The sequence below is a fragment of the Geobacillus sp. CX412 genome, from assembly GCF_027942335.1.
Lineage (GTDB): Bacteria > Bacillota > Bacilli > Bacillales > Anoxybacillaceae > Parageobacillus_B > Parageobacillus_B toebii.
Window position 1 is genome coordinate 3,395,122 of record NZ_CP103461.1, and the last position, 23,568, is coordinate 3,418,689.

Annotated in this window: 22 protein-coding genes, 2 tRNA genes and 2 pseudogenes; all 26 read right to left on the reverse strand. The window is 41.4% G+C overall.

Annotated features, from left to right (window positions below; genetic code table 11):
• Positions 1–78 precede the first annotated feature (78 nt).
• A complete protein-coding gene (gene prkT / locus NXM86_RS17785; RefSeq protein WP_081189188.1) occupies positions 79–1,056 on the reverse strand; it encodes a serine/threonine protein kinase PrkT in 978 nt (325 codons plus the stop codon).
• A complete protein-coding gene (locus NXM86_RS17790; RefSeq protein WP_012748837.1) occupies positions 1,025–1,759 on the reverse strand; it encodes a VWA domain-containing protein in 735 nt (244 codons plus the stop codon). The genes prkT and NXM86_RS17790 overlap by 32 nt, the downstream gene beginning before the upstream one ends.
• Positions 1,760–1,821: 62 nt before the next feature.
• Entirely contained in the window at positions 1,822–4,302 is a 2,481-nt protein-coding gene (spoIIE, locus tag NXM86_RS17795) for a stage II sporulation protein E (protein WP_205424255.1), read from the reverse strand.
• 408 nt (positions 4,303–4,710) lie between these two features.
• Positions 4,711–4,782, reverse strand: a tRNA-Glu gene (locus NXM86_RS17800).
• A gap of 5 nt (positions 4,783–4,787) precedes the next feature.
• Positions 4,788–4,864, reverse strand: a tRNA-Met gene (locus tag NXM86_RS17805).
• A gap of 233 nt (positions 4,865–5,097) precedes the next feature.
• A complete protein-coding gene (locus tag NXM86_RS17810; RefSeq protein ID WP_012748835.1) occupies positions 5,098–5,496 on the reverse strand; it encodes a S1 domain-containing RNA-binding protein in 399 nt (132 codons plus the stop codon).
• 119 nt (positions 5,497–5,615) lie between these two features.
• The gene (locus NXM86_RS17815; protein ID WP_062756170.1) at positions 5,616–5,987 is read right to left on the reverse strand and encodes an FtsB family cell division protein; all 372 of its coding nucleotides are present in this window, start codon (positions 5,985–5,987) and stop codon (positions 5,616–5,618) included.
• A gap of 19 nt (positions 5,988–6,006) precedes the next feature.
• A complete protein-coding gene (gene yabQ, locus NXM86_RS17820) occupies positions 6,007–6,615 on the reverse strand; it encodes a spore cortex biosynthesis protein YabQ (protein ID WP_012748833.1) in 609 nt (202 codons plus the stop codon).
• Complete coding sequence (gene yabP / locus NXM86_RS17825; RefSeq protein ID WP_003247459.1) at positions 6,612–6,917, reverse strand: sporulation protein YabP; 306 nt, start codon at positions 6,915–6,917, stop codon at positions 6,612–6,614. Before yabP ends, yabQ begins: the two co-directional genes overlap by 4 nt.
• A 128-nt stretch (positions 6,918–7,045) precedes the next feature.
• Complete coding sequence (locus NXM86_RS17830) at positions 7,046–7,318, reverse strand: RNA-binding S4 domain-containing protein (protein WP_062756172.1); 273 nt, start codon at positions 7,316–7,318, stop codon at positions 7,046–7,048.
• A 15-nt stretch (positions 7,319–7,333) separates the two neighbouring features.
• A complete protein-coding gene (yabN, locus tag NXM86_RS17835) occupies positions 7,334–8,797 on the reverse strand; it encodes a bifunctional methyltransferase/pyrophosphohydrolase YabN (RefSeq protein WP_012748831.1) in 1,464 nt (487 codons plus the stop codon).
• Entirely contained in the window at positions 8,794–10,386 is a 1,593-nt protein-coding gene (locus NXM86_RS17840; RefSeq protein ID WP_062756176.1) for a putative polysaccharide biosynthesis protein, read from the reverse strand. Before NXM86_RS17840 ends, yabN begins: the two co-directional genes overlap by 4 nt.
• A 162-nt stretch (positions 10,387–10,548) precedes the next feature.
• Entirely contained in the window at positions 10,549–11,085 is a 537-nt protein-coding gene (spoVT, locus tag NXM86_RS17845) for a stage V sporulation protein T (RefSeq protein ID WP_012748829.1), read from the reverse strand.
• Between the two features lie 187 nt (positions 11,086–11,272).
• Positions 11,273–14,805: pseudogene (gene mfd, locus NXM86_RS17850) on the reverse strand (transcription-repair coupling factor).
• Between the two features lie 191 nt (positions 14,806–14,996).
• Positions 14,997–15,227: an anti-sigma-F factor Fin gene (gene fin, locus NXM86_RS17855; RefSeq protein ID WP_012748827.1), complete on the reverse strand. Its 231-nt coding sequence runs from the start codon at positions 15,225–15,227 to the stop codon at positions 14,997–14,999.
• Positions 15,228–15,291: 64 nt separating this feature from the next.
• A complete protein-coding gene (pth, locus tag NXM86_RS17860; protein ID WP_012748826.1) occupies positions 15,292–15,852 on the reverse strand; it encodes an aminoacyl-tRNA hydrolase in 561 nt (186 codons plus the stop codon).
• Between the two features lie 65 nt (positions 15,853–15,917).
• On the reverse strand, positions 15,918–16,550 hold the full coding sequence (locus NXM86_RS17865) for a 50S ribosomal protein L25/general stress protein Ctc (protein ID WP_012748825.1): 633 nt from the start codon (positions 16,548–16,550) through the stop codon (positions 15,918–15,920).
• A gap of 93 nt (positions 16,551–16,643) precedes the next feature.
• Positions 16,644–17,591, reverse strand: coding sequence for a ribose-phosphate diphosphokinase (locus NXM86_RS17870; RefSeq protein WP_012748824.1), 948 nt, complete (start codon positions 17,589–17,591; stop codon positions 16,644–16,646).
• Between the two features lie 13 nt (positions 17,592–17,604).
• Positions 17,605–18,984, reverse strand: a complete 1,380-nt coding sequence (gene glmU, locus NXM86_RS17875) for a bifunctional UDP-N-acetylglucosamine diphosphorylase/glucosamine-1-phosphate N-acetyltransferase GlmU (protein ID WP_012748823.1) — start codon at positions 18,982–18,984, stop codon at positions 17,605–17,607.
• Positions 18,985–19,110: 126 nt separating this feature from the next.
• Positions 19,111–19,401 carry a septation regulator SpoVG gene (gene spoVG / locus NXM86_RS17880; protein WP_003247437.1) on the reverse strand — a complete coding sequence of 97 codons (291 nt, stop codon included), beginning with the start codon at positions 19,399–19,401 and terminating at the stop codon, positions 19,111–19,113.
• A gap of 155 nt (positions 19,402–19,556) precedes the next feature.
• Positions 19,557–19,931: a RidA family protein gene (locus NXM86_RS17885; RefSeq protein ID WP_062677415.1), complete on the reverse strand. Its 375-nt coding sequence runs from the start codon at positions 19,929–19,931 to the stop codon at positions 19,557–19,559.
• A 26-nt stretch (positions 19,932–19,957) separates the two neighbouring features.
• Positions 19,958–20,781 (reverse strand): annotated as a pseudogene (purR, locus tag NXM86_RS17890) (pur operon repressor).
• 55 nt (positions 20,782–20,836) lie between these two features.
• A complete protein-coding gene (gene ispE, locus NXM86_RS17895) occupies positions 20,837–21,706 on the reverse strand; it encodes a 4-(cytidine 5'-diphospho)-2-C-methyl-D-erythritol kinase (RefSeq protein WP_012748820.1) in 870 nt (289 codons plus the stop codon).
• 195 nt (positions 21,707–21,901) lie between these two features.
• Positions 21,902–22,081 carry a small, acid-soluble spore protein, alpha/beta type gene (locus NXM86_RS17900; RefSeq protein WP_041269542.1) on the reverse strand — a complete coding sequence of 60 codons (180 nt, stop codon included), beginning with the start codon at positions 22,079–22,081 and terminating at the stop codon, positions 21,902–21,904.
• 105 nt (positions 22,082–22,186) lie between these two features.
• A complete protein-coding gene (gene veg / locus NXM86_RS17905) occupies positions 22,187–22,444 on the reverse strand; it encodes a biofilm formation stimulator Veg (protein WP_012748818.1) in 258 nt (85 codons plus the stop codon).
• Between the two features lie 207 nt (positions 22,445–22,651).
• The gene (yabG, locus tag NXM86_RS17910) at positions 22,652–23,536 is read right to left on the reverse strand and encodes a sporulation peptidase YabG (protein WP_012748817.1); all 885 of its coding nucleotides are present in this window, start codon (positions 23,534–23,536) and stop codon (positions 22,652–22,654) included.
• Positions 23,537–23,568: the final 32 nt, after the last annotated feature.

Here is a 23,568-nt window from a genome sequence, read left to right on the forward strand (position 1 = left end):
TACCATTATTACAATATTTTCTCAAAAATCTCGCCCAATTATTTTATCAAAAATAAACATCATAGCGATAAAAATTTGTCAAGGAAGTACTTGATGGTATACATATATTGCGTATGCGCATAAAAGTACGGCAACGATCAACGCTGTTTCCAACACTCCCTTTGTTTTGCTGCTTTTTCTTTTTTTATTTCGGCGTGTTTTTTGCATCGTTCTCTGGAAAGTACGCTGGTTGGAATGAGAATGATAAGAACGCTGAAGAGCGGTCAAAAAGTCTTGTTTCATTTCGGAAGCTCTTTTATATTTCCCATCAATCGCTTTCATCAACACCGTCTGATATGTCCGCAACGTATCATCTGCCTGAATGATGGAGATTAGCTGACGGCGTCCATCTCCTTTCCGCTCAAATTTGATTGGATAACAAGCTTGGATCATGATCATTGCCACAGCAAATAAATCATATGAAGGCTCTGCTTTTCGTGACCCCACTCCCCAATAACCGCGATCGTAAAATTCGGTAAACTCTTTAACAGCTCTTCCTTGCAACGTTGTTCCTCCCACATCAAGAAGACGGACCGTCGGCGGCGGACCTGCAACTAACAAGTTTTCGGGCTTCAAATCGCCAAATACCCATCCTTCTTGGTGAAGCTGGTCAAGGGCAGATAAAAGCTGTAACAAAAGAACGACTACCCACTCTTTTCCACGTTTGCGAATAAACGTAAAAAAATTTTCTCCTTTGATATATTCCATCACATAAAAAGGAATCGTTTTATTCATCAAAGGATTTACCCAGTCATCAACATCTAGTAAAGAAGGTCCAAGGGCAACTCCCTGGACCTTGGAAAATCGACGTAATACATTGACCTCTGATGCGATCGCCGCGCTATTATCGCTTAACTTTAAAGCAACAAGCCCCTTCGTGCTTTCCGCCAAATAAACGACCCCGTTAGCTCCATTTCCAAGCGGTTTTACCAGCTTGTACGAATGGCGGTGCCACTTTCCTGTCACGACCGTCCCTAGCGGAAGATTACATAGATTCTTCAAAGTATGATTCATCATCACGAATCAAACCCCTTAACGACCGCTTTTTCTCAAAATATGTTAATGCTTCGCGCAAGGCCGGTCCTGTCGGTGTCAATCCTCCCGATGTTAATTTTGGAAAAACAGTGGAAAGCTCCTCTATTTTCGGCGTCCAGTCAACAATTTTTTCTACATTTCCTCGTTTCCCCGGAAATACAAACACAGCGAAACGATTATCACCGATACGTGCATTAAGGCTGAGGGACAAATCAAGCAGTGCCTCTTTCACCGTTGGCAATTTCGTTTTCATACTCCCGCTCGTATCTATTAATATTAAAACTTCTAATTCCACTGTTTCTCCAAGTTCATCGACGACTTCCATCACCTCTCCTCGTTTTTCCGGAGGCAAATCTTCAAGCGACACGTCCGATCCTAATATTTGCTTCAATTCTCTATTCACGACACCTTGAAGCGTTTGCGTCATTGCCTTTCTCGTTACCATTTGCACCGTTTGAGACAGCTGTTTGGCATAGACAACTTGGCTGATTCCACCTCCCGATAAAGCGATCCCTTCAATTTCACGCAATCCACTTTCATCAATCGTATCTTGGTCAAGAACACCGATCACATTCACCGTAATCCCTTGTTCTTTTGCTAAAGAAGCCATCGCAATCGGGTCTTCGCCATGATTGGAACAGCCATCTGTAATAAGCAAAATCTGCCGCAACGTTCCTTTGCGCATCTGATCTTCCCTCCTCAGCTAATGTATTACAAGCATCGCCGGAGGATGGGGATTTTATACCATTATTGCGCTTTTTTTGTATACATATAAGCTGGAATCGTCGCCCATTTTGGCGTGTTATGCTTGATTTTCGCAACGACTACCGTCATGTCGTCTTCAATTCTTCCAGAACGGCTTCGGATCACTTCTTCCATAATTAAGTCTGCCACTTCTTGCGGGTCGTTCGTTTTCAATTCTTTAATTTTCCGCTTCATCCATAAATCGTAATTTTCTACGTGCGGCGGCCCTTCAAATACCCCATCGCTCATCATAATAAGCAAGTCGCCCGCTTTTAATTGTTCACTGACAATCTCAAAGTCCGCTTCTTTAATAATTCCGATTGGCAAGTTGCTTGCCTCAATTTTCATGACTTTATCCCCGCGTTTGACAAAGCTTGGCGTGGAACCGACTTTTAAAAACTTCGTGACAGCGTTTTGCAAATCAATAATGGCTAAATCTAACGTAGAAAACATATCTTCTGTCGTCCGTAATGATAAAATGGAATTAACGGATTTAATGGCAATAGATTCATCAATTCCTGTTTGTAAAATTTCTTGTAAAAGACGCAACGTTTCATTGCTTTCGTTATGTGCACGCTCTCCATTTCCCATTCCATCGCTGATCGCAATCGCATATTTTCCTGTTCCGAGTTCAATCATGGAATAGCTATCACCGGAAACAAGACCGCCGCCTTTTGCCGCAAACGCTACGCCTGTTTCTACGACGAACGCTTTTGTTGAGCCGAATGCTACTCGGCAATAACCGTTCGGGTAAGCGGCGCATTCTTCGCGTTTTACCACAATCGTTTCTCCTAAAATATCGGATAGCATCGGCGCAATTAATTTTTCACATTCGCCGCGGCCTTCACAATATGGAATGCTCATTTCAATATCGATATTTCCTTTTTCTAAGCTATAAATATCAACGTGTCCGATTTCAATCCCGAATTCTTGCAAGGCGTGAAAGATTTGTTCCTCCTGCAAATAATGATTTTCACGCTCCCGCTGAATTTCCTTAGCGAAATCTTCCATCACTTGCGAGACACCCAACAGCTGTTCGGCAACCAACTTTCTGCTTTCATTCATTTGTTTGCGCAGTTTACGATTCGCTTGATAAAACGTCACGTCTTTTTCAATCATGTCGACTACTTTGCTTGCTTTTACGCAATGGTTGTCCCATTCTCGCAATAGTTTATGGTTATGTTCCAAAATTCCCGCATCTGCTTCTAGCATAATTTGCTTCATATATTCATATGTTGTATCAAAGTTGTATGACCAACATTGTTCTTTTTTAAAGCAAGTTTGGCACGTTTTTTCCGTAATATCGCTTAAAAAGTAATCAATTTCCCGTTCGCTATAATCTTCATCAGAAGAAATTAGACTCTTCGTTGAAAAGCTATTGGCCAGCGCTTGAAATACGTGAGAAAATTGGGAAACGCGCTGTGCAGTCACATCGCGAATTTTGCGGACATACTGCTGCTGTTCATTGGCATATTCTGCTGTACCAGGAATGTGTTTTGCGATTTTTTCCGTCAATGAGCGAGACGTAAATGCAAATAGAATAATCGCCAAGAACGACTCCATCACTGTTGGAATAATTTCTGCCTTACCGCTCCCATATAAGCCAATCAGCAAGGTAGCGATGAGCAATCCGAAAGACACGCCGGCTTTCTTTCCTTCTTTTAATAAGCCTCCTAAAAGACCAGCAAACGCTAACAAACTCATTTCGTATAAATTACCGACGTTCGCTAAACTTAAAATAAGCCCTGTTACTACTCCTACTGTAGAGCCAATCGTCGCTCCTGCCACAAACGCAAAAATTAACACAAGATAGCGGGACATTACATGTTCAAGTGAAAGTCCATAGAACGTCCAACCGATCATCCCCGTTAACATCGACGCAATTAAAATAATGAGCGAAATAATTTCTTCGGCTCTTAACGCTTGTTTATATTTGCGAATCATTAACAACGGGATGCTTTGAATAAAAATAAGTGTCAATACAAATGCGAGCCCTGCTTCGACAAACGCCATCATTGCTTCATATAGCGTCCTATTTCCCAACAAATAATAGAAAATGGCTAATTTTGTAGAAAATGATAGACAAAATACAACAAAAGGCACCATTTTTAACGACTCACTAAAAAACTTCCTTATAAATGCATTCACAACCAGGAAACCGAATATTCCGACAAATACAAATAACGTTGCCTCAAACGATAGAGTAAGTGAACCTGCAAGCAATGCAATAAATGCTAGTGCTGCTTTATCGCGGCGCAACATATAAACAGCGGCAAAAAACGGTAAAGCAAATGGAGTTAGCTTGGATAGAATAAGAGCTCGTCCAAGCAGAAAACCGATAATAAGAAGAAGAAACCCCTTATGAATAAATAAATGTCCGACTCGCAATTTCACATGGCGCACCCACCGCGACAACACAGCCTGTGTCTCATGAATAGGCACTTCTGAAATTTGATTCATAAACCTTCTTTCTACTCTTTCCACTCCGATCCCACTCCTTTGTTTTTCTGTTGCTCCTATTATACATTTCCAATAGTCAAAAATTTGTCAAAAAAAGAAAAGCAACCAAAAAAACCGTTCGACGTATTTCTTGCTAACATGCCATAAGTTCACATTGAACTACCCCTACTTACCGGCTAATGACGGTGGAAGTGGGGGATTCTTGTTTCCTTTGGCTGTTGTTGCTCAAAGGTCCCAAGAATCCCCTCCGTTCATTTATGACAGAAGAAGAACGTTCTTCAACTATTAAGATTACTAAAAAACAAAAAATGCCGATTCATCCCCTATCTATGCGCTGCTTAGAGGCGGGGCCTTCTCGGCAAAAAAGATAAATTCCCAAAAAACATAAAAAACGAGGGCGCCTCTCTTTCGAGAAACACCCTCGTTTTTTAGTGACCCGTACGGGATTCGAACCCGTGTTACCGCCGTGAAAGGGCGGTGTCTTAACCACTTGACCAACGGGCCTCATATGGTAGCGGCGGAGGGAATCGAACCCCCGACCTCACGGGTATGAACCGTACGCTCTAGCCAGCTGAGCTACGCCGCCACGCAACAACATTTCTTATAATAATGATAAAACATGTGATTGTCAATAGCTTTTCTACAGGAAATATATTAGAAAAATTTGTTGTGAAACAATATAAAAAATTCCACATACACGAACGGCAAAATACATCTGCCTTCTCGCTAAAAAATAAGAAAAAGCATCCATCACCGTGGATGCTTTTTAGCTGTTATTCACTATTATGATATGATCATCCTTATACATTCAGCAGCAAGTTACCCACGTCTCGCGCCACGACCTCCCCGCTTTGATTCCATATGGCGTCTAAGAGATGCTAGACGATCTTCACTTTCTTTAAGAAAGCGGCTGATTTTTTGTTCAAAGCTTTCTGTTGCGGCTCGATCATTGGCCTTATAGCGTGGACGCTGCGAAGGTTGCGTATCTTTTGCTTTTTTAATGGATAAACCAATTTTTCCATCTTTCTCTACGTTAATGACCTTGACATTAACGATATCTCCAACTTTAAGATGATCGTTAATATCCTTTACGTAATTATCCGCTACCTCACTAATATGAACTAGTCCAGTTACACCTTCTGGCAGCTCCACAAACGCTCCGAATTTCGTAATCCCCGTTACTTTGCCTCGTAACTTGCTGCCTACTTCAATTGACATAAAAAAAGTGCTCCTCCTTAAAAAAACTTTCAAAATTATTTCCTTTATTATAACGAATGTAAAAAACAAGTGTCAATAAGATGAGTGCCTGAATTTATCGAACATCACAGGACAAAAGATTATTTTTCGGGGACGACAAAAATAATCTCCCCATCCTTCGATAAATAATATTTTTTTCTTGCTAACTCAGCGATATATTCATCATCATGCAATTTTTTAATTTCCTCTTTCAGGTGTTTTTGCTGTTTCTCGAGCTTGTCTAGCTGCTGCTCAAGCTGCTTTTTATCTGCTAATTTCGCTTCAATGTCCTTTGATTGAGAGTGGAGGGTGTAAAGAAATATCGAAGATAACGCTGCTAATACAACGCTAAAAAATGTAAAACGAACGACGGCGATTCGTCGTCTTCTCGACGCTTTCTCCCTCTTTTCTTCCTGAGCTGATATGTATGAAGATTGTAACTTTGTTACATTTGTTTTATGCGGTACGCTCACTGTTTTCACACCTCCACCCTTACTTTCGCCGTTTTATGAAACTATCTTTCATATTCTTCACTTGGCGAATAATTCCTGCTAAATAGCTGAAAATTTTTTCTAGCGGCTGTTTCCAATGTTTTGGAATTCCTCTCCAAATCATAAAGCCAATCCAGCGAACCGGAGCAAATAATATCTTTACACATTGATACAAAATATGAAGGAAAGAGGAAAACAATTTCCATACAAAAAACGAAAGTGCCAATAATATTTGAAAAAGCAATTGAATCGGGCGAACGATGGAATAATAGCACAACTGAACAAAAAAGCGGTATAACCGCACCGCAAACCAAATCGTCCATTCAAGCACTTTTAAATATATCATACGAAACAAACTTTGATAAGCAGCATACCCACATAAAATCGCTAGAAAAATATAAAAGCGCAGCTCGCCTTCATTGACGAGCAGTAAAACGTAAAAAATAATCAAACCTTGAACAATCCAAAATAAAATATCATTAATAAAAACGATCCAATGGGCGCGGTCCTGTCGTTTTAAAAAGCGGTTATACGTATCGAGCGCGGCGCCAAGCCAGCTGCCCATTCCGATCATCGCCAGCATTGTCGCCAGCTGCGTCGTTAAACTCATTTGAACAACTTGCTAAAGAATCCTTTAGCCTTCTCCTGATGGTCATCTAAATAAACAAGGTCAAAAATTCTCCCTTTAATCGAAACGACCCCTTTATCCACGTCTAAGTTTTTCATTTGCAAATTTTGTCCGCGAATCGATAAAAACCCCATCACCGTTTCAAGCAAAAATTCCTCATTATCAAAACTTTCCACTTGCTTGACTCCCGTAATATCAAGGAGTCTTCTCCCCCGCATAATGACGTCATGCTCTTGGACAGGACCTTTATTCGTATTGCCTCCAAAATCATAATGTTGGCTCATGTTCATCCCCCGCATTCATATTGAAATCGAGTCAAATGAGAGTCTATTTCCTATCCGTGTTTGTACCATATGTATGAATGCAGGGGAAATTTTAGAACAAGCCTATCCGTATAAATTGAAGCTATCCATTACTCTTTCGTCGTGGCATCGATCTGTTCTTCTCGAATCACTTCATACAAACTAGCTGCTTCCTCTTTTTTTGTCGTTTCCTTCAAATCAGTCACTTTCACCGTTAGCTTCTTCTGTCCAAATTGAATCGTTAGTTCATCGCCAACTTTCACTGTAGAGCTTGCTTTTGCAACGGCGCCGTTAATCGTAATACGCCCTTGATCCGCTACTTCTTTCGCTAACGTGCGGCGTTTAATAAGACGGGAAACTTTTAAAAATTTATCTAAACGCATATACGTCTCTCCCCTTTACCATCCTTTTTCTTTTGCCTCTTCCCAAAAACGGTCTAACTCTGCAAGCGACAACGACGTAAGCGCTACGCCGTGCTTTTGCGCCTGCTCTTCTATATAGGAAAAGCGCTGATAAAATTTTTTGTTTGTTGAGTGCAACGCTTCCTCTGGGTTGATGTCGTAATAACGGGCAATATTGATAAGCGCAAATAAAATATCGCCAAATTCGCTAATGAGACGAGAACGGGTATTTCGTTCCGCCAACGTCTCTCGCTTAAATTCGGCAATTTCTTCTTCTACTTTTTCCCACATCGGTTTGACATCGTCCCAATCGAATCCTACTTTTGCCGCCTTTTTTTGGAATTCATACGCTTTTAAAATATTTGGCAAGCTTTTCGGAACGTCATCAAGCAAGGAATTAGAGCGGTCTTTCTTTTCTTTTTCTTTAATTCGTTGCCAATTTTCTACAACCTGTTCTGCATTTTCAACGATAATGTCACCAAATACATGTGGATGGCGACGAATCATTTTTTCTGTAATCCCGCGAATGACGTCATCAATGGAAAACATTCCTTCATCTTCACCAATTTGCGCATGAAGCATGACTTGCAAGAGCACATCGCCAAGTTCCTCAATCATATGTTCATCATCATTTTCATCGATCGCTTCAAACAGTTCATATGTTTCTTCAAGCAAATATCGTTTGAGCGATTCATGTGTTTGCTTGCGATCCCACGGGCAGCCGTTCGGCCCTCTTAATGTCGCAATGACGCGCCGCAACGTTTCAAAACGGTGATAAAGCAATTTCTCCTCGCGAACAGGCGGGACATATACGCTCGTTAAATTGTTCAATGTCGTAGAGCGGTCCAGCTCGTATAATGGAATTTTGGTTACTTTCTCTTCCTTGCTTCCCGCCGCTGTTACGATATAGACAGGATAATCATCAGGAAGCTGCTCCATTAATGTCAATTTCACCTCAGAGGCAATAAACGAATCATATACTTGGCAAAAAATCGTATGCTTTGTTAATTGCCATTCATCTCCTTGAAACGATGTAGCGTCAATGAGCTGAAACCCTTCGATCGGATCAATTTTTAACGTTGTAAACAAAGCATCTAAAAAGCTTTGACCTCCCTCGATGACGACGCGGCATTCCTTTCGCCGCTCCGCTTCTAATAAAAGCTGCACGGTCTTTTCTGCCACAAGCGGATGGCCAGGAACGGCATAAAATATATCACGTTCTTTTACTTGTTCCAATAAAATGGCTGTTATTTCCTCATATACGTCTTCAAATTGTTCATGTTTTTCGTAAATGGAGTCAAAGGATGTAAACGAAACTCCCTCGTCCTCTAACGCAGCGACCACCGGATGTTCCTTTGTGCGGAAAAAAAGCGGAGAAGCCGTCTTTAACTTTCGATATACACCTAACGGCAGCTGCTCAATATCACCAGCGCCTAAACCGAAAATATAAATCGCATTCATCGTCCATCACCTGTTTCTAATAATAAACGTAGTTTGTTTCCAAATGGGAAAAATGATAATTCTTGTTGTGAGAATACATTTCCTTTTATGACCATTATAATATACGTAGCGCCTCCAAGCAGCACTCCGACTAGCGCTTCACCAGTTGCGAACAAGCGGCTGTCGATCCACCTTTCCGCAAGCATTGTGTACAACTGCAAAACAACGACCATCGCTATCGCTGATTTCATAACAGGATATAAATACGTTTTCTTTGGAAAGCGAATATGTAACTTTCGTTGCAACATGACATATAAAAAGCATGCCATTGCGGCATAAGACAACGTCGTAGCAGCAGCTGCACCGGTTGTTCCAAATAAAGGTATTAATAGCCAATTGCATGCAGTTTTTCCTGCTACCGCTACACATACTCCCGCTACTGCAATCCATTCATACCCCATTCCTTGCAATAACGCCGAAAGCGTAAGCGCTAATGTCGTAAAGAAAATCGAGGCAGCCAAAATTGCCAGCGGAAGTGAACCAAGATCATTTTCAAATAACATCACGTTCACAGGACGTATCAGACACATTAATCCTAATGCAGCTCCTAATCCGATGACAGTGGCGATGCGTAATGACAAATCCGTCTTTTCATAAATAAATGGTTCGTCATTGCGTTTTCTCGCTCCGGAAATGAGCGGAACAAGCGTCAGCGAAAAGGAAGTCGCAACCACGGTGCCAAGCTGGATCAAAGGTTGCCCACGATCGTAAATTCCCTTCCATATTTTCGCTTGTTCGAGACTTTCCTTGCCACGTTCAACAAGCAATGATAATAGGGAAAAAGAGTCCACCAGTTGAATGAGCGTTAATAACATGTTTGTAACACAAATAATAAACCCTTCGATGAACAAATAAGAAACAATGCGCTTTGTATCCGCGCTTTTCACTGCTATATGTATTTTCCCTCTATTTTTTCTCCTCATCCAATACGCTGTCAATAAAAGAAGTGCGGTCAATCCCCCGGCGAATGCACCAAACATTGCGGCTGCTCCAGCTTCATATGCGTTGCGTCCGCTTTTGATAAACCAATACGACAAGAAAATAATCGTTGTTACACGTACAAACTGTTCTCCAACTTGAGAAACAGCGGTTGGAATCATATTGTGATTACCTTGAAAATAACCGCGCAACAAAGCGATAAACGGAAATAGTAAAAACGAAAAAGAAAGGAGGCGAACAAGCGGAGCGAGTTCCCCATCTCCCATCCATATCGCGATTTGTTTCGCTCCTATATAGAGAATAGAAAAAATAAGCAAGCCGAGCGAACATAAAAACAAAAGCGAAACTTGCAAAACAGAAATAACACCTTTTTCGTCATGTTCTGCTGCACGCTCTGCCACTAACTTTGAAATGACAATAGGATAGCCATATAACGCTAACGACATGACAATGCCGTAAATCGGATAAACTTGTTGATAAATATAAAAACCGACATCACCAACAATATTTTGATACGGAATGCGATAAAAAGCGCTCAATATCTTCGTCACAAAGGCGGCAATGGTTAAGACGGCCGCCCCCCTCCATATTCTCTCTTCCGGCGATCTCATCGCGTTTCTCCTTCCGCATGTTGGATTCTCCCCACAAGTCTTATCGATGGTTTCTAGTAATTGCAGTATTCCACACGTCAAACTTATAACGTTTGCTATTATAACGCAAAAGAAAAAGGCAGCATAGCAGGCTGCCTTTTTATTCATGTTTTTTATTGTCCACTATTGCTCCATTTGTCGAGCCAAGAAGCTAGCAGCTGTTTCGACTGCTTTATGTTCTACTTCACCAAGCACTTTATCTTTTGATAAAATGACAACGGCGCCAATCGGATCTCCGTTTGCTACAATCGGTCCAATTGTATACGATTTTAACATTTCAGAAACTCCGTCAACGAGTTCGGTCTCTCCTTCTTCTGTGTGAAGGACAGAATTTCGTTCTTCCATCGCTTTTTCCACTAATGGACCGACATTTTTGTTCAAATATTCTTTTTTCGAAACACCCGCTACTGCAATAAAAACATCTCGGTCGCAAATCAACACAGGCTGTCCTAAACTGTCAAACAACGCCTCTGCATATTCTTTTGCAAAATCACCTAATTCACTAATTGGCGAATATTTTTTTAAAATAACTTCTCCGTCACGGTCAACAAATATTTCAAGCGGGTCCCCTTCTCGGATACGCAACGTTCTTCGAATTTCTTTCGGAATGACAACCCTTCCTAAATCATCAATTCGGCGAACAATACCAGTTGCTTTCATCTACAGATGCCCTCACTTTCACCTAGGATTTGAAGAATACACGGATGAATCCTTGTTATGGAGAATTCACCATTGCTGTGATTAGTATCCTTCATAATCCCAGTTATATACGTGATGAAAGTGATTTTTTCAATTTTAGATAAAATTACCCATCATTCATTATCGACCATCTTTTAGAAGCATAAACTTATGCAATAATCGATTTTTCATCCTTTACGCCCGAAAGCTCTTTTAACGTTTCATATAAAATCATTAACCATTCTTGTGGCTTCAATTCTTTAATGTATAAAACAATTTTTAATTTGGAACCTTCCATTCCAAAACCGAATAAGCGACCGTATTGCCCGCCGATTTTCGATAAACGCTGAATTTCCACATCTTTTGATGCGTTCTCATCAAATAAAATTTCAATTTGCTGTTTCTGTTGTTTAATCGTTTCTACTCCTATTTGTTTCGCATATACTTTAATTTCCGCAATTTGGAATAAATAAGCGACTTCATCCGGATATTCACCAAAGCGGTCAAGCATTTCATCCCGCAATGCTTCCACGTCTTCCATCGTTTCCACCGCTTTAAAACGCTTGTACATATCAATTTTTTGTAACCCGTCAGAAATATACGTATCTGGAATATAAGCGTCGACTTCTAAATCAATCGTTACTTCAGGTTTTGCTTCTTCCTGTTTGATTCCTTTTCGTTTTTCGATTGCTTCTTTCAACATTTGTGAATATAAATCAAAGCCGACAGAATCAATGAATCCATGTTGTTCTGCGCCTAATATATTCCCAGCGCCGCGAATCGATAAGTCACGCATCGCAATTTTAAACCCTGAGCCAAGCTCGGTAAATTCTTTGATTGCTTGTAAACGTTTCTCAGCATCCTCATTGAGCACTTTATCTTTCCGATACGTAAAATACGCATAAGCAACGCGATTAGAACGTCCGACGCGACCGCGCAGCTGATACAATTGCGATAATCCCATGCGATCTGCATCATAAACAATTAATGTGTTCACATTTGGAATGTCAACACCTGTCTCAATAATCGTCGTTGTGACAAGCACGTCATACTGGCCTTCTAAAAACGCCAACATCGTGGACTCCAACTCATTTTCTGTCATTCGCCCGTGCGCATAAGTAACACGCGCTTCCGGTACGAGCTGTGAAATTTCTTCCGCTTTGGCATCAATATCTTCAATACGATTGTATAAGAAAAAGACTTGGCCATCTCTTGCCAGCTCTCGTTCAATAGCCTCTCGTATAAGTTCAGGGGTATATTCCATCACATACGTTTGCACCGGAAAACGATTTTCTGGCGGCGTTTCAATAATGGACAGGTCACGCACTCCGATCATGGACATATGCAACGTTCTTGGAATTGGTGTTGCCGTTAATGTCAACACATCGATATTTGCCTTTAGCTGCTTGATTTTTTCCTTATGCGTGACGCCAAACCGCTGCTCTTCGTCAATAATGAGAAGCCCTAAATCTTTAAACTGCACATCTTTCGATAATAGGCGGTGCGTGCCGATGACCATATCAATCGTTCCGTCTTTCAGCCCTTTGATCGTTTCCGCCTGCTGTTTTCTCGTACGGAATCGATTTAAAAGTCCAACGTTAATCGGAAATCCTTGAAACCGCTCCCGAACTGTTTCGTAATGCTGCTGTGCTAAAATCGTCGTCGGTACAAGAAACGCGACTTGTTTCCCGTCCATAATCGCTTTAAACGCTGCCCGCAGCGCAACTTCTGTCTTTCCGTAGCCAACGTCGCCGCAAAGAAGACGGTCCATCGGCTTGTCGCTCTCCATGTCGCGTTTAATTTCCTCAATCGAACGCAGCTGATCTTCTGTCTCCTGATACGGAAACGCCGCTTCAAATTCCCGCTGCATTTCTGTATCCGGGGAAAACGCGTATCCTTTGCTTGCTTCGCGTTCCGCATATAACTTAATTAAATCTTCAGCAATATCTTGGACGGACGACTCGACTTTCTTTTTGACTTTTTTCCATTCAGATCCGCCTAACTTATAAATTTTCGGCTCTTTTCCTTCTGAACCAACGTATTTTTGTACTTGATCAATTTGATCCACAGGCACATATAACGTATCGCTGCCCTGATATTGAATATGGATATAATCTTTATGGACACCGTTAATCTCTAATGTTTCGATTCCCAAATATTTACCGATACCGTGGTTGACATGAACCACGTAATCGCCCACTTGCAGCTCCGAATAACTTTTAATCCGCTCCGCATTCGATAATTTTTGGCGGCGAATTGGTCTTTTCGCCCGCTTTTTAAACAATTCTTCTTCTGTAATCACAGCCAGCTTTTGCATCGGCAGCTCAAATCCTGTATTTAAATCTCCCTCGAGCATTTGATATTTGCCGTGCATCAGCATTGCTTCATCGCTTAGCGGGGCGACATCGATTTCGTAATCTTCAAACACCGATTGCAGTTTTTTCATCCGTTCCGCATTCGGTGCTAAAAATACAACAGCATAATTTGCTTTTTCCATCTCTCTAGCTCAGACTTAAGCAAAGACATTTGTCCGTGGAAGTTTTGCATTTGCTTGCAGGAAATATTGACAATGTTTTCTGGATGTGTATGCGGGACATGACGTAGAAAAATGGATAAATAAATCCGCTGCTTTGGATGTTTTTGTAATAATTCAGAAAAAGAGTGAGAAATTGGAACATCATGGATGATTTTTCCCTCGCTAAGTAAGCTTGTATACCATTCTGCTTCTTCTTTATCTAAACTTTCTGCCATCTCTTGTAATCTGCTCATTTCATCCATCAACAATATTCCATTTTCCGGCATGTAATCTAGCAAACTAGCAGGCTCGTTATAAAAGAGCGCCGTATATTTATATTGTTGTTCAATTTCCTGCCCTTGCTTTAACTGCTCAAGCTCTGACGACACATGTTCTAGCAATAATTGTTTGGCTTTCTCATCTTTTAATTTGTTGAGGCTTTCCGCTAATCCTGCTTCAATTCGTTCGATTCCCCGCTCCAGCATCTCCCCGTAAACAATCATTTCATCAGCAGGTCCAATGGTTACTTGTTGGACTTCATCGCGGGAACGCTGATCATCCGCGGTAAACGTACGAATCGATTCGATTTCTGTATCAAATAGCTCAATCCGATATGGAAATTCTGCCGTTAATGGATAAATATCAATAATACCGCCGCGAACGCTAAACTCCCCAGGGGTTGACACAGTTGCAACACGCTTGTATCCCATTTGTACGAACCGTTGCTTATAATGTTCAACATCTATATGATGATGAACCTCCAATGTCAACATATGATCTCTCCATAATGACACAGGAGGAAGTAGACGTCGTAATCCGGCAACAGGACAAATGACAACACCTTTGTTATGTTTCAGCCAATAATTCATCACTTCTAAGCGCTGAGCCTTTAATTCTGGACTGGCTATCGCCATTTCTGCGGCAATTACTTCGTTTACTGGATAAAGAAATACCTCTTCCGCCCCAAGCAGTTGAACAAGGTCATCATATATTTTTTGTGCTTGAAACAAATTATGTGCAATCACTAAGAGCGGCCTCTCTGTTTCTCTATATAACGACGAAATGAAAACAGACCGGGCAGAGCCGGATAACCCGACAACAAGCTGTTCTTTCAACCTAGCTTTCACGCCTTCGATAATGGAACGGACATCTTGATTCTCAACAAAATAGCGATGCAACGAAAGCACCCCTATTCTCCCTCCTCTCAACAAAATAAAAACGTAAACCGTTTTTTTATTTCCCGCTATTATATCTATTATATCCGTCTATTTTGCGCGCAAATGCGGACATTTTCAATAAAGTGATCGTAAATAGACAAAGTTTTTCTAGTGTAGGAAAGATAAAAAAATACAAAAATGCTTTGGTTGCCCAAAGCTTGCTAATGTATAAATTTCTCATATTGATGTAGTTCCGGATTTCTCGTCAGCGCCTCTTGACAATCCTCACAAATCGTTTTTACGTGAATATCACCATTCGGTTGATACGAAATCATCTCCAATCGTTCTTCCTCTGTCAAATGGTGAAATCCTAATTGTTCGCTATATATGGAGACTCTATCAATCGTCCCTATTTTTGTTCCGCAATGCCGGCAATAATAATGTAATGCCATTGCAACAAACCTCCTAATGGGCGTATTCCATATCTTCATTTTGCACCAATTAGGAGGAAAATATTCATGCGTTAAATTCATTCATCACTTGCAGAAATGGCGTCACCACTGCTTTTTCACACGCATCCGCCGCGCGTAAAATCGCCTCCATTACCGCGTCGCTTTCTTCTTTAGTAAAGCGGCCCAACACATAATCGGTTATCTTTTGCCCATTTGCCGGGCGCCCAATCCCGATGCGAACTCGTTTAAATTCTTGCGTGCCTAGGTGATGAATTAATGATTTAATGCCGTTATGTCCACCGGAGCTTCCTTTCATGCGAAGGCGAATTTTCCCAGGGGGAAGGTCAAGGTCGTCGTATATGACAATGACATCATCGACATCAATATGATAGTAATCCATTAACGGCCGAACACATTCCCCTGATAAATTCATATATGTCAGCGGCTTACATAATGCCACTTTTTCTCCGAAAATGACGGTGGAGGCCATCATTCCATGAAATTTTGTTGTTTGAAAGGAAATATTCCAGCGCTTGGCAAGCTCATCAATTACCATAAATCCAGCGTTATGCCTCGTTTGTTCATATTCCTTTCCTGGATTTCCAAGCCCGACAAATAGCTTCAATACTCGGTCTCCTTTCTTTGCGAAGATACTACAAAAGACGTAACCGAAAACGGTTACGTCCGAATTTATGACTCTGGAGTCGTTTCTCTTCCCTCTTCTGCATCAGGGTGACCAGGTTCTTGCTGTTCACCGCTATGAATTTCTTCCTCCTGTTGTGGCGGCAAGATCGTTGCAATCACTTCAGAAGGATCATCGATAATTTCGTATTTTCCGCCCGTGTTAATATCTCCCACCGTAACCGTATCGCCTATTTGAAGGTGCGAAATGTCAATATCAATCGACGGTGGAATATTCGCCGGCAATACGCGGATCGTTAATTGATGCAGATTTTGTTGCAATACGCCGCCGTCTTTTTCTCCGGCAGCTTCGCCGATTAAGCGCACATCAACATCAATATCTACTTCTGTCGACATGTCTACTGCTTGAAAATCAGCGTGAAGAATATTGCCGCGCAGCGGATCTCTTTGGATCTCGCGCAACAGGACGGAATAATCTTTTTCGCCTATTTTCAGCGTCATTAAGCTATGGCGTCCACCTTCGCGGATCGTTTTTTCAAGTGCTGCGCCACTAACAAAAATCATTTGATTGTCAATATTTTTCCCATATAATATTCCAGGAATATTTCCTTGTAAACGAATGCGTCGAAGTGTGGAATGTTTTTTATCTGGGCGTTCTTTTGCTTCTAGTACTACAGCCATGTTTCCTCACCTTCCTGAATTAGAATTTTAGAATCAATTAGAACCTAATTGATACTTTATCCTAAAACAAGAAGGTCTAAACATGCTTTTCCATTAATCAAATAACACACTGACAGATTTCATTTCATATACGCGTGTAATTGCCTCCGCAATAAGCGGTGCAACTGACAGCTCTACAATTTTATCAATTTTCTTCTCTTCTGGCAACGCAATTGTATTCGTTACAACAAGTTCTTTAATTTTTGAATTTTGAATGCGCTCAATTGCCGGACCGGACAGAACCGGATGCGTACAGCATGCGTACACTTCTTTCGCTCCGTTTTCGATCAGTGCGTTGGCAGCTAATGTAATCGTTCCGGCCGTATCAATGATATCATCAATTAAAATAGCAGTTTTCCCTTCAACTTGTCCGACGATATTCATCACTTCCGCCACATTCGGCTTCGGCCGGCGCTTATCAATAATCGCGATCGGCGCTTTTAAACGGTCAGCAAGTTTTCGTGTCCGCGTTACTCCTCCATGGTCTGGAGAAACGACAACAACATCATCAAGATTTTTATTTTTAAAATATTCCGCTAAAATCGGAACTCCCATTAAATGATCAATCGGAATATCGAAAAATCCTTGAATTTGCGGCGCGTGCAAATCAAGTGTAATGACGCGGGAAGCTCCTGCTGTTTCTAAAAGATTTGCCACTAATTTTGCTGTAATCGGCTCGCGGGAGCGTGCTTTTCGGTCTTGACGGGCATACCCGTAATACGGCATCACAATATTAATCGTTTTTGCGGAAGCGCGTTTTAACGCATCAATCATGATTAATAATTCCATTAAATGCTCATTGACCGGGACGCTTGTCGATTGAACAACGAAAACATCATCGCCGCGGATGCTTTCTTCAATGTTAATTTGGATTTCCCCATCGCTAAAACGGGAGACAGAGCATTTGCCCAATTCAATTCCCATAACTTCCGCAATTTCTTCCGCCAATTTCATGTTAGAATTTAACGCAAACAGTTTTAGTTTGTGGTGACACTCAGACATTGATAAACCTCCATTAAGAATTTTTCTTGATCGAAAGACGATCCACATAATTCTCTTTATTTACCTGCCGCGCGCGGGCAATCGATAACGCGTTTTCTGGAACATCATCCGTAATCGTAGAACCGGCGGCAACATAAGCCCCTTTTCCAACCGTCACAGGAGCAATTAAATTGGCATTACAGCCAATAAACGCCCCATCTTCAATTTTCGTTATATGTTTATTTTTCCCATCATAGTTTACCGTAATCGATCCACAGCCAAGATTAACGTTGACGCCGACTTCCGCATCGCCGATATAGCTTAAATGCGACGCTTTGCTTCCTTTTCCAAATGTTGATTTTTTCACTTCGACAAAATTTCCGATGCGGACCTCATCATCGATTTTCGACGATGGACGAATATGGGCAAACGGTCCAATCGTGACATCGTTCCCAATTTCGCTGTCATGGGCAACGGAATGACGAATCGTTGTGCCGTTTCCAATCCAACAATCTTTAATTTCCGAGTTTGGTCCAATCGTACAATCTTCACCGATTACCGTTTTTCCTTCAATGACCGTACCCGGATAAATCACAGTGTCACGGCCGATTCGCACCTCAGCCGATATATACGTATGAGCAGGATCAATAATTGTTACCCCGTTCATCATATGTTTGCGACAAATCCGCTCGCGCATAATTTTTTCTGCTTCAGCGAGGGCAACACGGTCGTTTACCCCGATCGTTTCTTCAAAAGATGGGGCTTTGTACGCGGAAATGATACTGCCATTTGATTTTAAAATTTCAATGACATCAGTTAAATAATATTCGCCTTGTGCGTTATTGTTTGATACATGTGTAAGCGCTTCAAACAAAGACTTGTTATCGAAACAATATGTCCCTGTGTTAATTTCCTTGATGGCACGTTCTTGTTCGCTTGCATCTTTATGTTCGACAATTTTCTCAACATTTCCATGAGCATCGCGAACAATGCGGCCATATCCGGCAGGGTTATCTGCAACTGCTGTCAAAATCGTTGCTTTTGCATTGGTCGCAAGATGATGATCAAGCAAAGCTTGCATCGTTTCAGCAGTAATTAACGGTGTATCTCCGCATACAACGAGCGTTACTCCATCTTTTTCCTGTAAATAAGGAGCTGCCTGCATAACCGCGTGCGCCGTTCCTAATTGCTCTTGCTGAAAGGCATATTCGCTTTGGTCGCCAAGCTGCGCCTTTACTTGTTCTGCTCCAAATCCAACAACCGTAATAAGCTTTTCTATTCCCAGCTGTAAAACTTGGTCCACCACATGCTGGACCATTGGCTTGCCGCAAACAGGGTGCAATACTTTATATTGCTTCGACTTCATCCTTGTCCCCTGTCCAGCCGCCAATATGACCGCATATCGTTTTACCATATATAGGCCTCCAATTACCTTTTTATCCATAATTGAATATATCTCAATTAGTAGTGTATTTCAAGGAAACATTCATTTTTCCAAAAAAAGAGCCTGTTCATTTAGAACAGACTCTTTTCCATATTTTTATGAAGCACCAGCTTCTTCAAGTTCTTCTTCCAATTTACCTAAACGGTGATACTCAGCTAATATTGCCTCTTGAATTTTTCCGCGTGTGGCTGAGTTAATCGGATGTGCAATGTCGCGAAATTCTCCATCTGGAGTGCGCTTGCTTGGCATTGCGACAAACAATCCGTTATTGCCATCGATGACGCGGATATCGTGGACAACGAATTCGTTATCCAATGTGATAGAGGCAATGGCTTTCATACGTCCTTCGGTATTTACGCGGCGTAATCTTACGTCAGTAACTTCCATTATGTTCACCACCTTTTCCCTATATCAGACTTGATTATTTTTATTCCACATGTTTTCTCTTTTTCCTTCTTTTTTTGAAAATTTTTTATAATAAATTAGCTAGTACGCAACGTACAGCATCCTTGACTGTTTAGGGAAAAGGCAGATGATGTAATTTATCGAATCAACGCGACTACTTCAATTTCGACAAGCGCGTCTTTCGGCAGTCTCGCCACTTCCACGCACGAGCGCGCCGGTTTATGGTTAGTGAAATATTCACTATATACTTCATTCATTGCCGCAAAGTCATCCATGTTTTTCAAAAACACCGTCGTTTTGACTACTGTATCAAGCGATGCGCCAGCCGCTTCCAAAACGGCTTTTAAGTTTTGAAATACTTGATGTGTTTGTGCTTTTATGTCGCCTTGTACCATCTCTCCTTCAGGAGTGAGCGGAATTTGCCCCGAGCTGTAAAACATGTTATTGACGATAATTCCTTGCGAATACGGACCGATCGCTTGCGGCGCTTTATTCGTTTCTACCTTTTTCATTTTGTTTGCTCTCCTTTCTCGTTTATCTATTCCATAAAATGAATATAATTTCCTGCTTTTACGGTAATTTGTTTTTCTTTAACATCGACAGAAGATAATTTTACGAGCGAAATATATTCATCAACAAGTCGCTCTTTCGTTTCTTCCGACTCGACAAGAACACCGATGCCGGAAAGTTTGGCGTTAAATTCATTTAATAAATTCACCATGCCGTTTACCGTTCCGCCGGCTTTCATAAAATCATCGATGATTAACACATTGGCTCCTTCGGCTAAACTCCGCTTGGCTAGCACCATCGTTTGAATGCGTTTAGAAGAACCGGAAACATAGTTAATGCTGACCATCGACCCTTCTGTCACTTTATTGTCATGGCGGACAATAACGACAGGAACATACAAAAAATGAGCTACCGCATAAGCAAGCGGGATTCCTTTTGTTGCAATCGTCATGACGACATCCACCGGCCGGTCGGCAAAAATGGACGCATATAGACGGCCGATTTTGTTCACAATACGAGGGTCGCCAAGAATATCGGTCATATACAAATATCCGCCAGGCAACAGCCGATCTGGGCGTGATAGTTGCTCACATAAATATGTAACAATCTCTTCCGCTTCCTGTTTCGACATTTTCGGAATATATTGCACTCCGCCCGCTGCGCCTGGCAATGTTTTGATCGTTCCGATTCCTTGCTGTTCAAACGTTTGTTTAATAATGGCTAAATCCTCACTAATCGATGACTTCGCCGATTCATAACGATCTGCAAAAAAGTAAGCGGAATAAGCTGATGAGGCCGTTCGAGAAGATAATGGGTCATATCGACTAAACGGCCGCTGCGCCTTAACTTCATAGAGGCCCTCCTAAAACCGAATGTTTTAAAGTAAATATACCAAAAATGTACGTATTTAATCAAGTGAATGGCGTTCGCCTAATATACGGACAGCAAACACTTGATCACAAAAACCGCGGAGTCCGTTATAAATTCGCTGCAATCTTGAATCGTGCTGGACTAACCCGAACACCGTCGGCCCGCTGCCGCTCATCAATACCGCGTCTGCTCCAAACCGCTTCATTTGCTCTTTAATATGCGCTACTTCTGGATATTTTTTTAATGTTACTTCCTCTAATACGTTTCCAACCAGTTTACAAATAGCCGCATAATCTTGGCGATAAATCGCCTCTACCATTCCGTCCACATCCGGATGTGGAATCTCATCAACCTTTAAATTTCGATACACTTCAGCAGTAGAAACACCGATCGATGGTTTGGCCAAAATAACCCAGCATGGCGGTGGAGCAGGAATCGGTGTAATTTTTTCGCCCCGTCCTGTTGCAATCGCGGTTCCACCGTAAACGCAAAATGATACGTCAGAACCGATTTTTGCTCCTAGTTCTGCTAACTCATCCAGTGTAAGGCCTAAATTCCAAAGCTTATTTAAACCACGGAGCGTCGCGGCGGCATCGCTGCTTCCTCCCGCCAGCCCGGCCGCTACTGGAATATTTTTTGTAATAGAGATCGCTATGCCTTGTTTAATCGCAAATGTATCTTTCAATAACTTTGCAGCCTGATACGCCAAGTTGCGGTGGTCATCGGGAACGAATCGGTTTTTTGAAATAATTTGTATGGTATCATCCATTTGTGGAATTAATTCGATCCGATCTGCCAAATCAATCGTTGTCATGACCATTTTCACTTCATGATACCCATCCGGCCGCTTATGTAACACGTCCAATGATAAGTTGATTTTTGCTGGCGCTTTGACTAACAACCTCAAACGTTCCACCTACTTTAACGACTTCAAACTTCTCATAAGATCCATTTACCATATTAGCATAAATGATGTGTGTTCCTGAACAAAAAGAAAAATATATTCATCTGTTGAGTTATGGCAAACGATATCAAACAAAAGCCGAAGCGATGCTGCTTCGGCTGTCGCGGTCGTTTTTGTTTTCCTTTACACAAGTTTACGCTATTTCATGTTCTCGGCTAGCTGTCGTTCCGCTTTTTCAATCGCTAATTTCACCATATTTCCAGCATCTTTCGCGCGGATCGCGCCCCATCCTTCTCTTTGAACGACATCATAAAAGCCTAATTCTTTCGCCAACTCTTCTTTAAAGCGTTGCGACATAATTCCACGACGTCGACCCAATGTCAACAGCCCCTTTCAACCACCGCGACAGTTTTAGTATGAAAAAAAACGCATATCTTTTATGTTCACCTATTTATGACAAAACAAAAAGCAGCAAACAAATGTCTACTGCCTACCCGCTTGATCGTCATCTAAAAACGTCAATTGTACTGTTTCTGTTAACACATCAGCGTAACTAAACGATACCCGTTCAAACGCATTTTCTTTTTGGTCGAGTTCAATAACAAATACCGATGGATACGTTTCAGCTAAAATTCCGCATCGTTCAATCGTTTTTCTTCGTCCGCCGTTTGCGCGCAATGTCAAACGTCTGCCGATATTAGAATCCAACGCTTTTTTAATATCGGATAAAGTTTTTGCCATTCGCTATCCACCTCACTGTTTATAATTATAACAAAGGTTTCTTTCAAAGTCAAAAAAATTAAAATTATATCAGTGTTTTTTCGTTACTGTCAATGCATATTTTTCTACAAAATCCTTCTTTATTATGTATATTATGGTTTTTTATGTGAAAAAATATGTATAAATTGTAGAAAAAATAAAAAAACCGCCTTTTTGATGGCGGCTCTGTTAATCGCTCATTTCACCAATGGAACGAAAAGGCATTCCCGTGCGCAATACTCCTTTCGTTTCTACTCCTCCAAGTCCTTTTTCTCCAGTTAATGTATTGCGAAGTACATCCCAAACATCTACCGTTTCCATAAAAGAGGTAAAACTAATTCTCGAGACGACATAAACTGGGTCCAGCGCATGAATGTTTACGCGTGCGGGGGAGCTGGCAAAATTAGCCCCGGCGCGAATAAGCGATTCAAAATGGGATTGACACGCCCCCGCAAAAATAATCAGCTGGTCAAGATGAGGAACTTTTTTACGTGCTTCTTTTACTGTTTGTACAAAATGTTTTGAATGGCGATATGCCTTTAAATCCGTTACTTTTCCTTTTGACTTGGAATAAGAATCATGGCCGGTAATCACTAAAATATCAGGGCGGAATCGCTCAAGAAGCTCACCGACTTTTTCAGACATTTCGCTTTCATCACAATAAATTCCGTATACCGGCACTCCGATTCGTTCATATAAATCTAAACACTTCCGCAAATATAAAGGGTCACCGTCCAAATGAAGGACGCGCCCCGGAATTTGAAAAAAATCTTTTTCCGTTCGGTATCCTCCCGTCGCCCGGTACTCTGTTTTTTGCTTCATTACATGGTAATCTTGCCGGAATAGCTTATACGATTGTTCTATAAGCTCTATTTCCTTTTTCTTTCTTTCCTGCTGTTCCCGTTCACCAATAATGACTAAATCACTGCATGGGGCATCGGCGACCAGTCTGACATCTTCGCCATATAAAGTCGCTTCTTTTTCCCCATCTTTTTCTTTCACATCTATTACACGAAACAATAAATCACAGTTATACGACTTTCTTGCAACAATATCGCCGACCTTAACGTCCATCACCATTCACTCCATTAAAACAAATTGTTTAC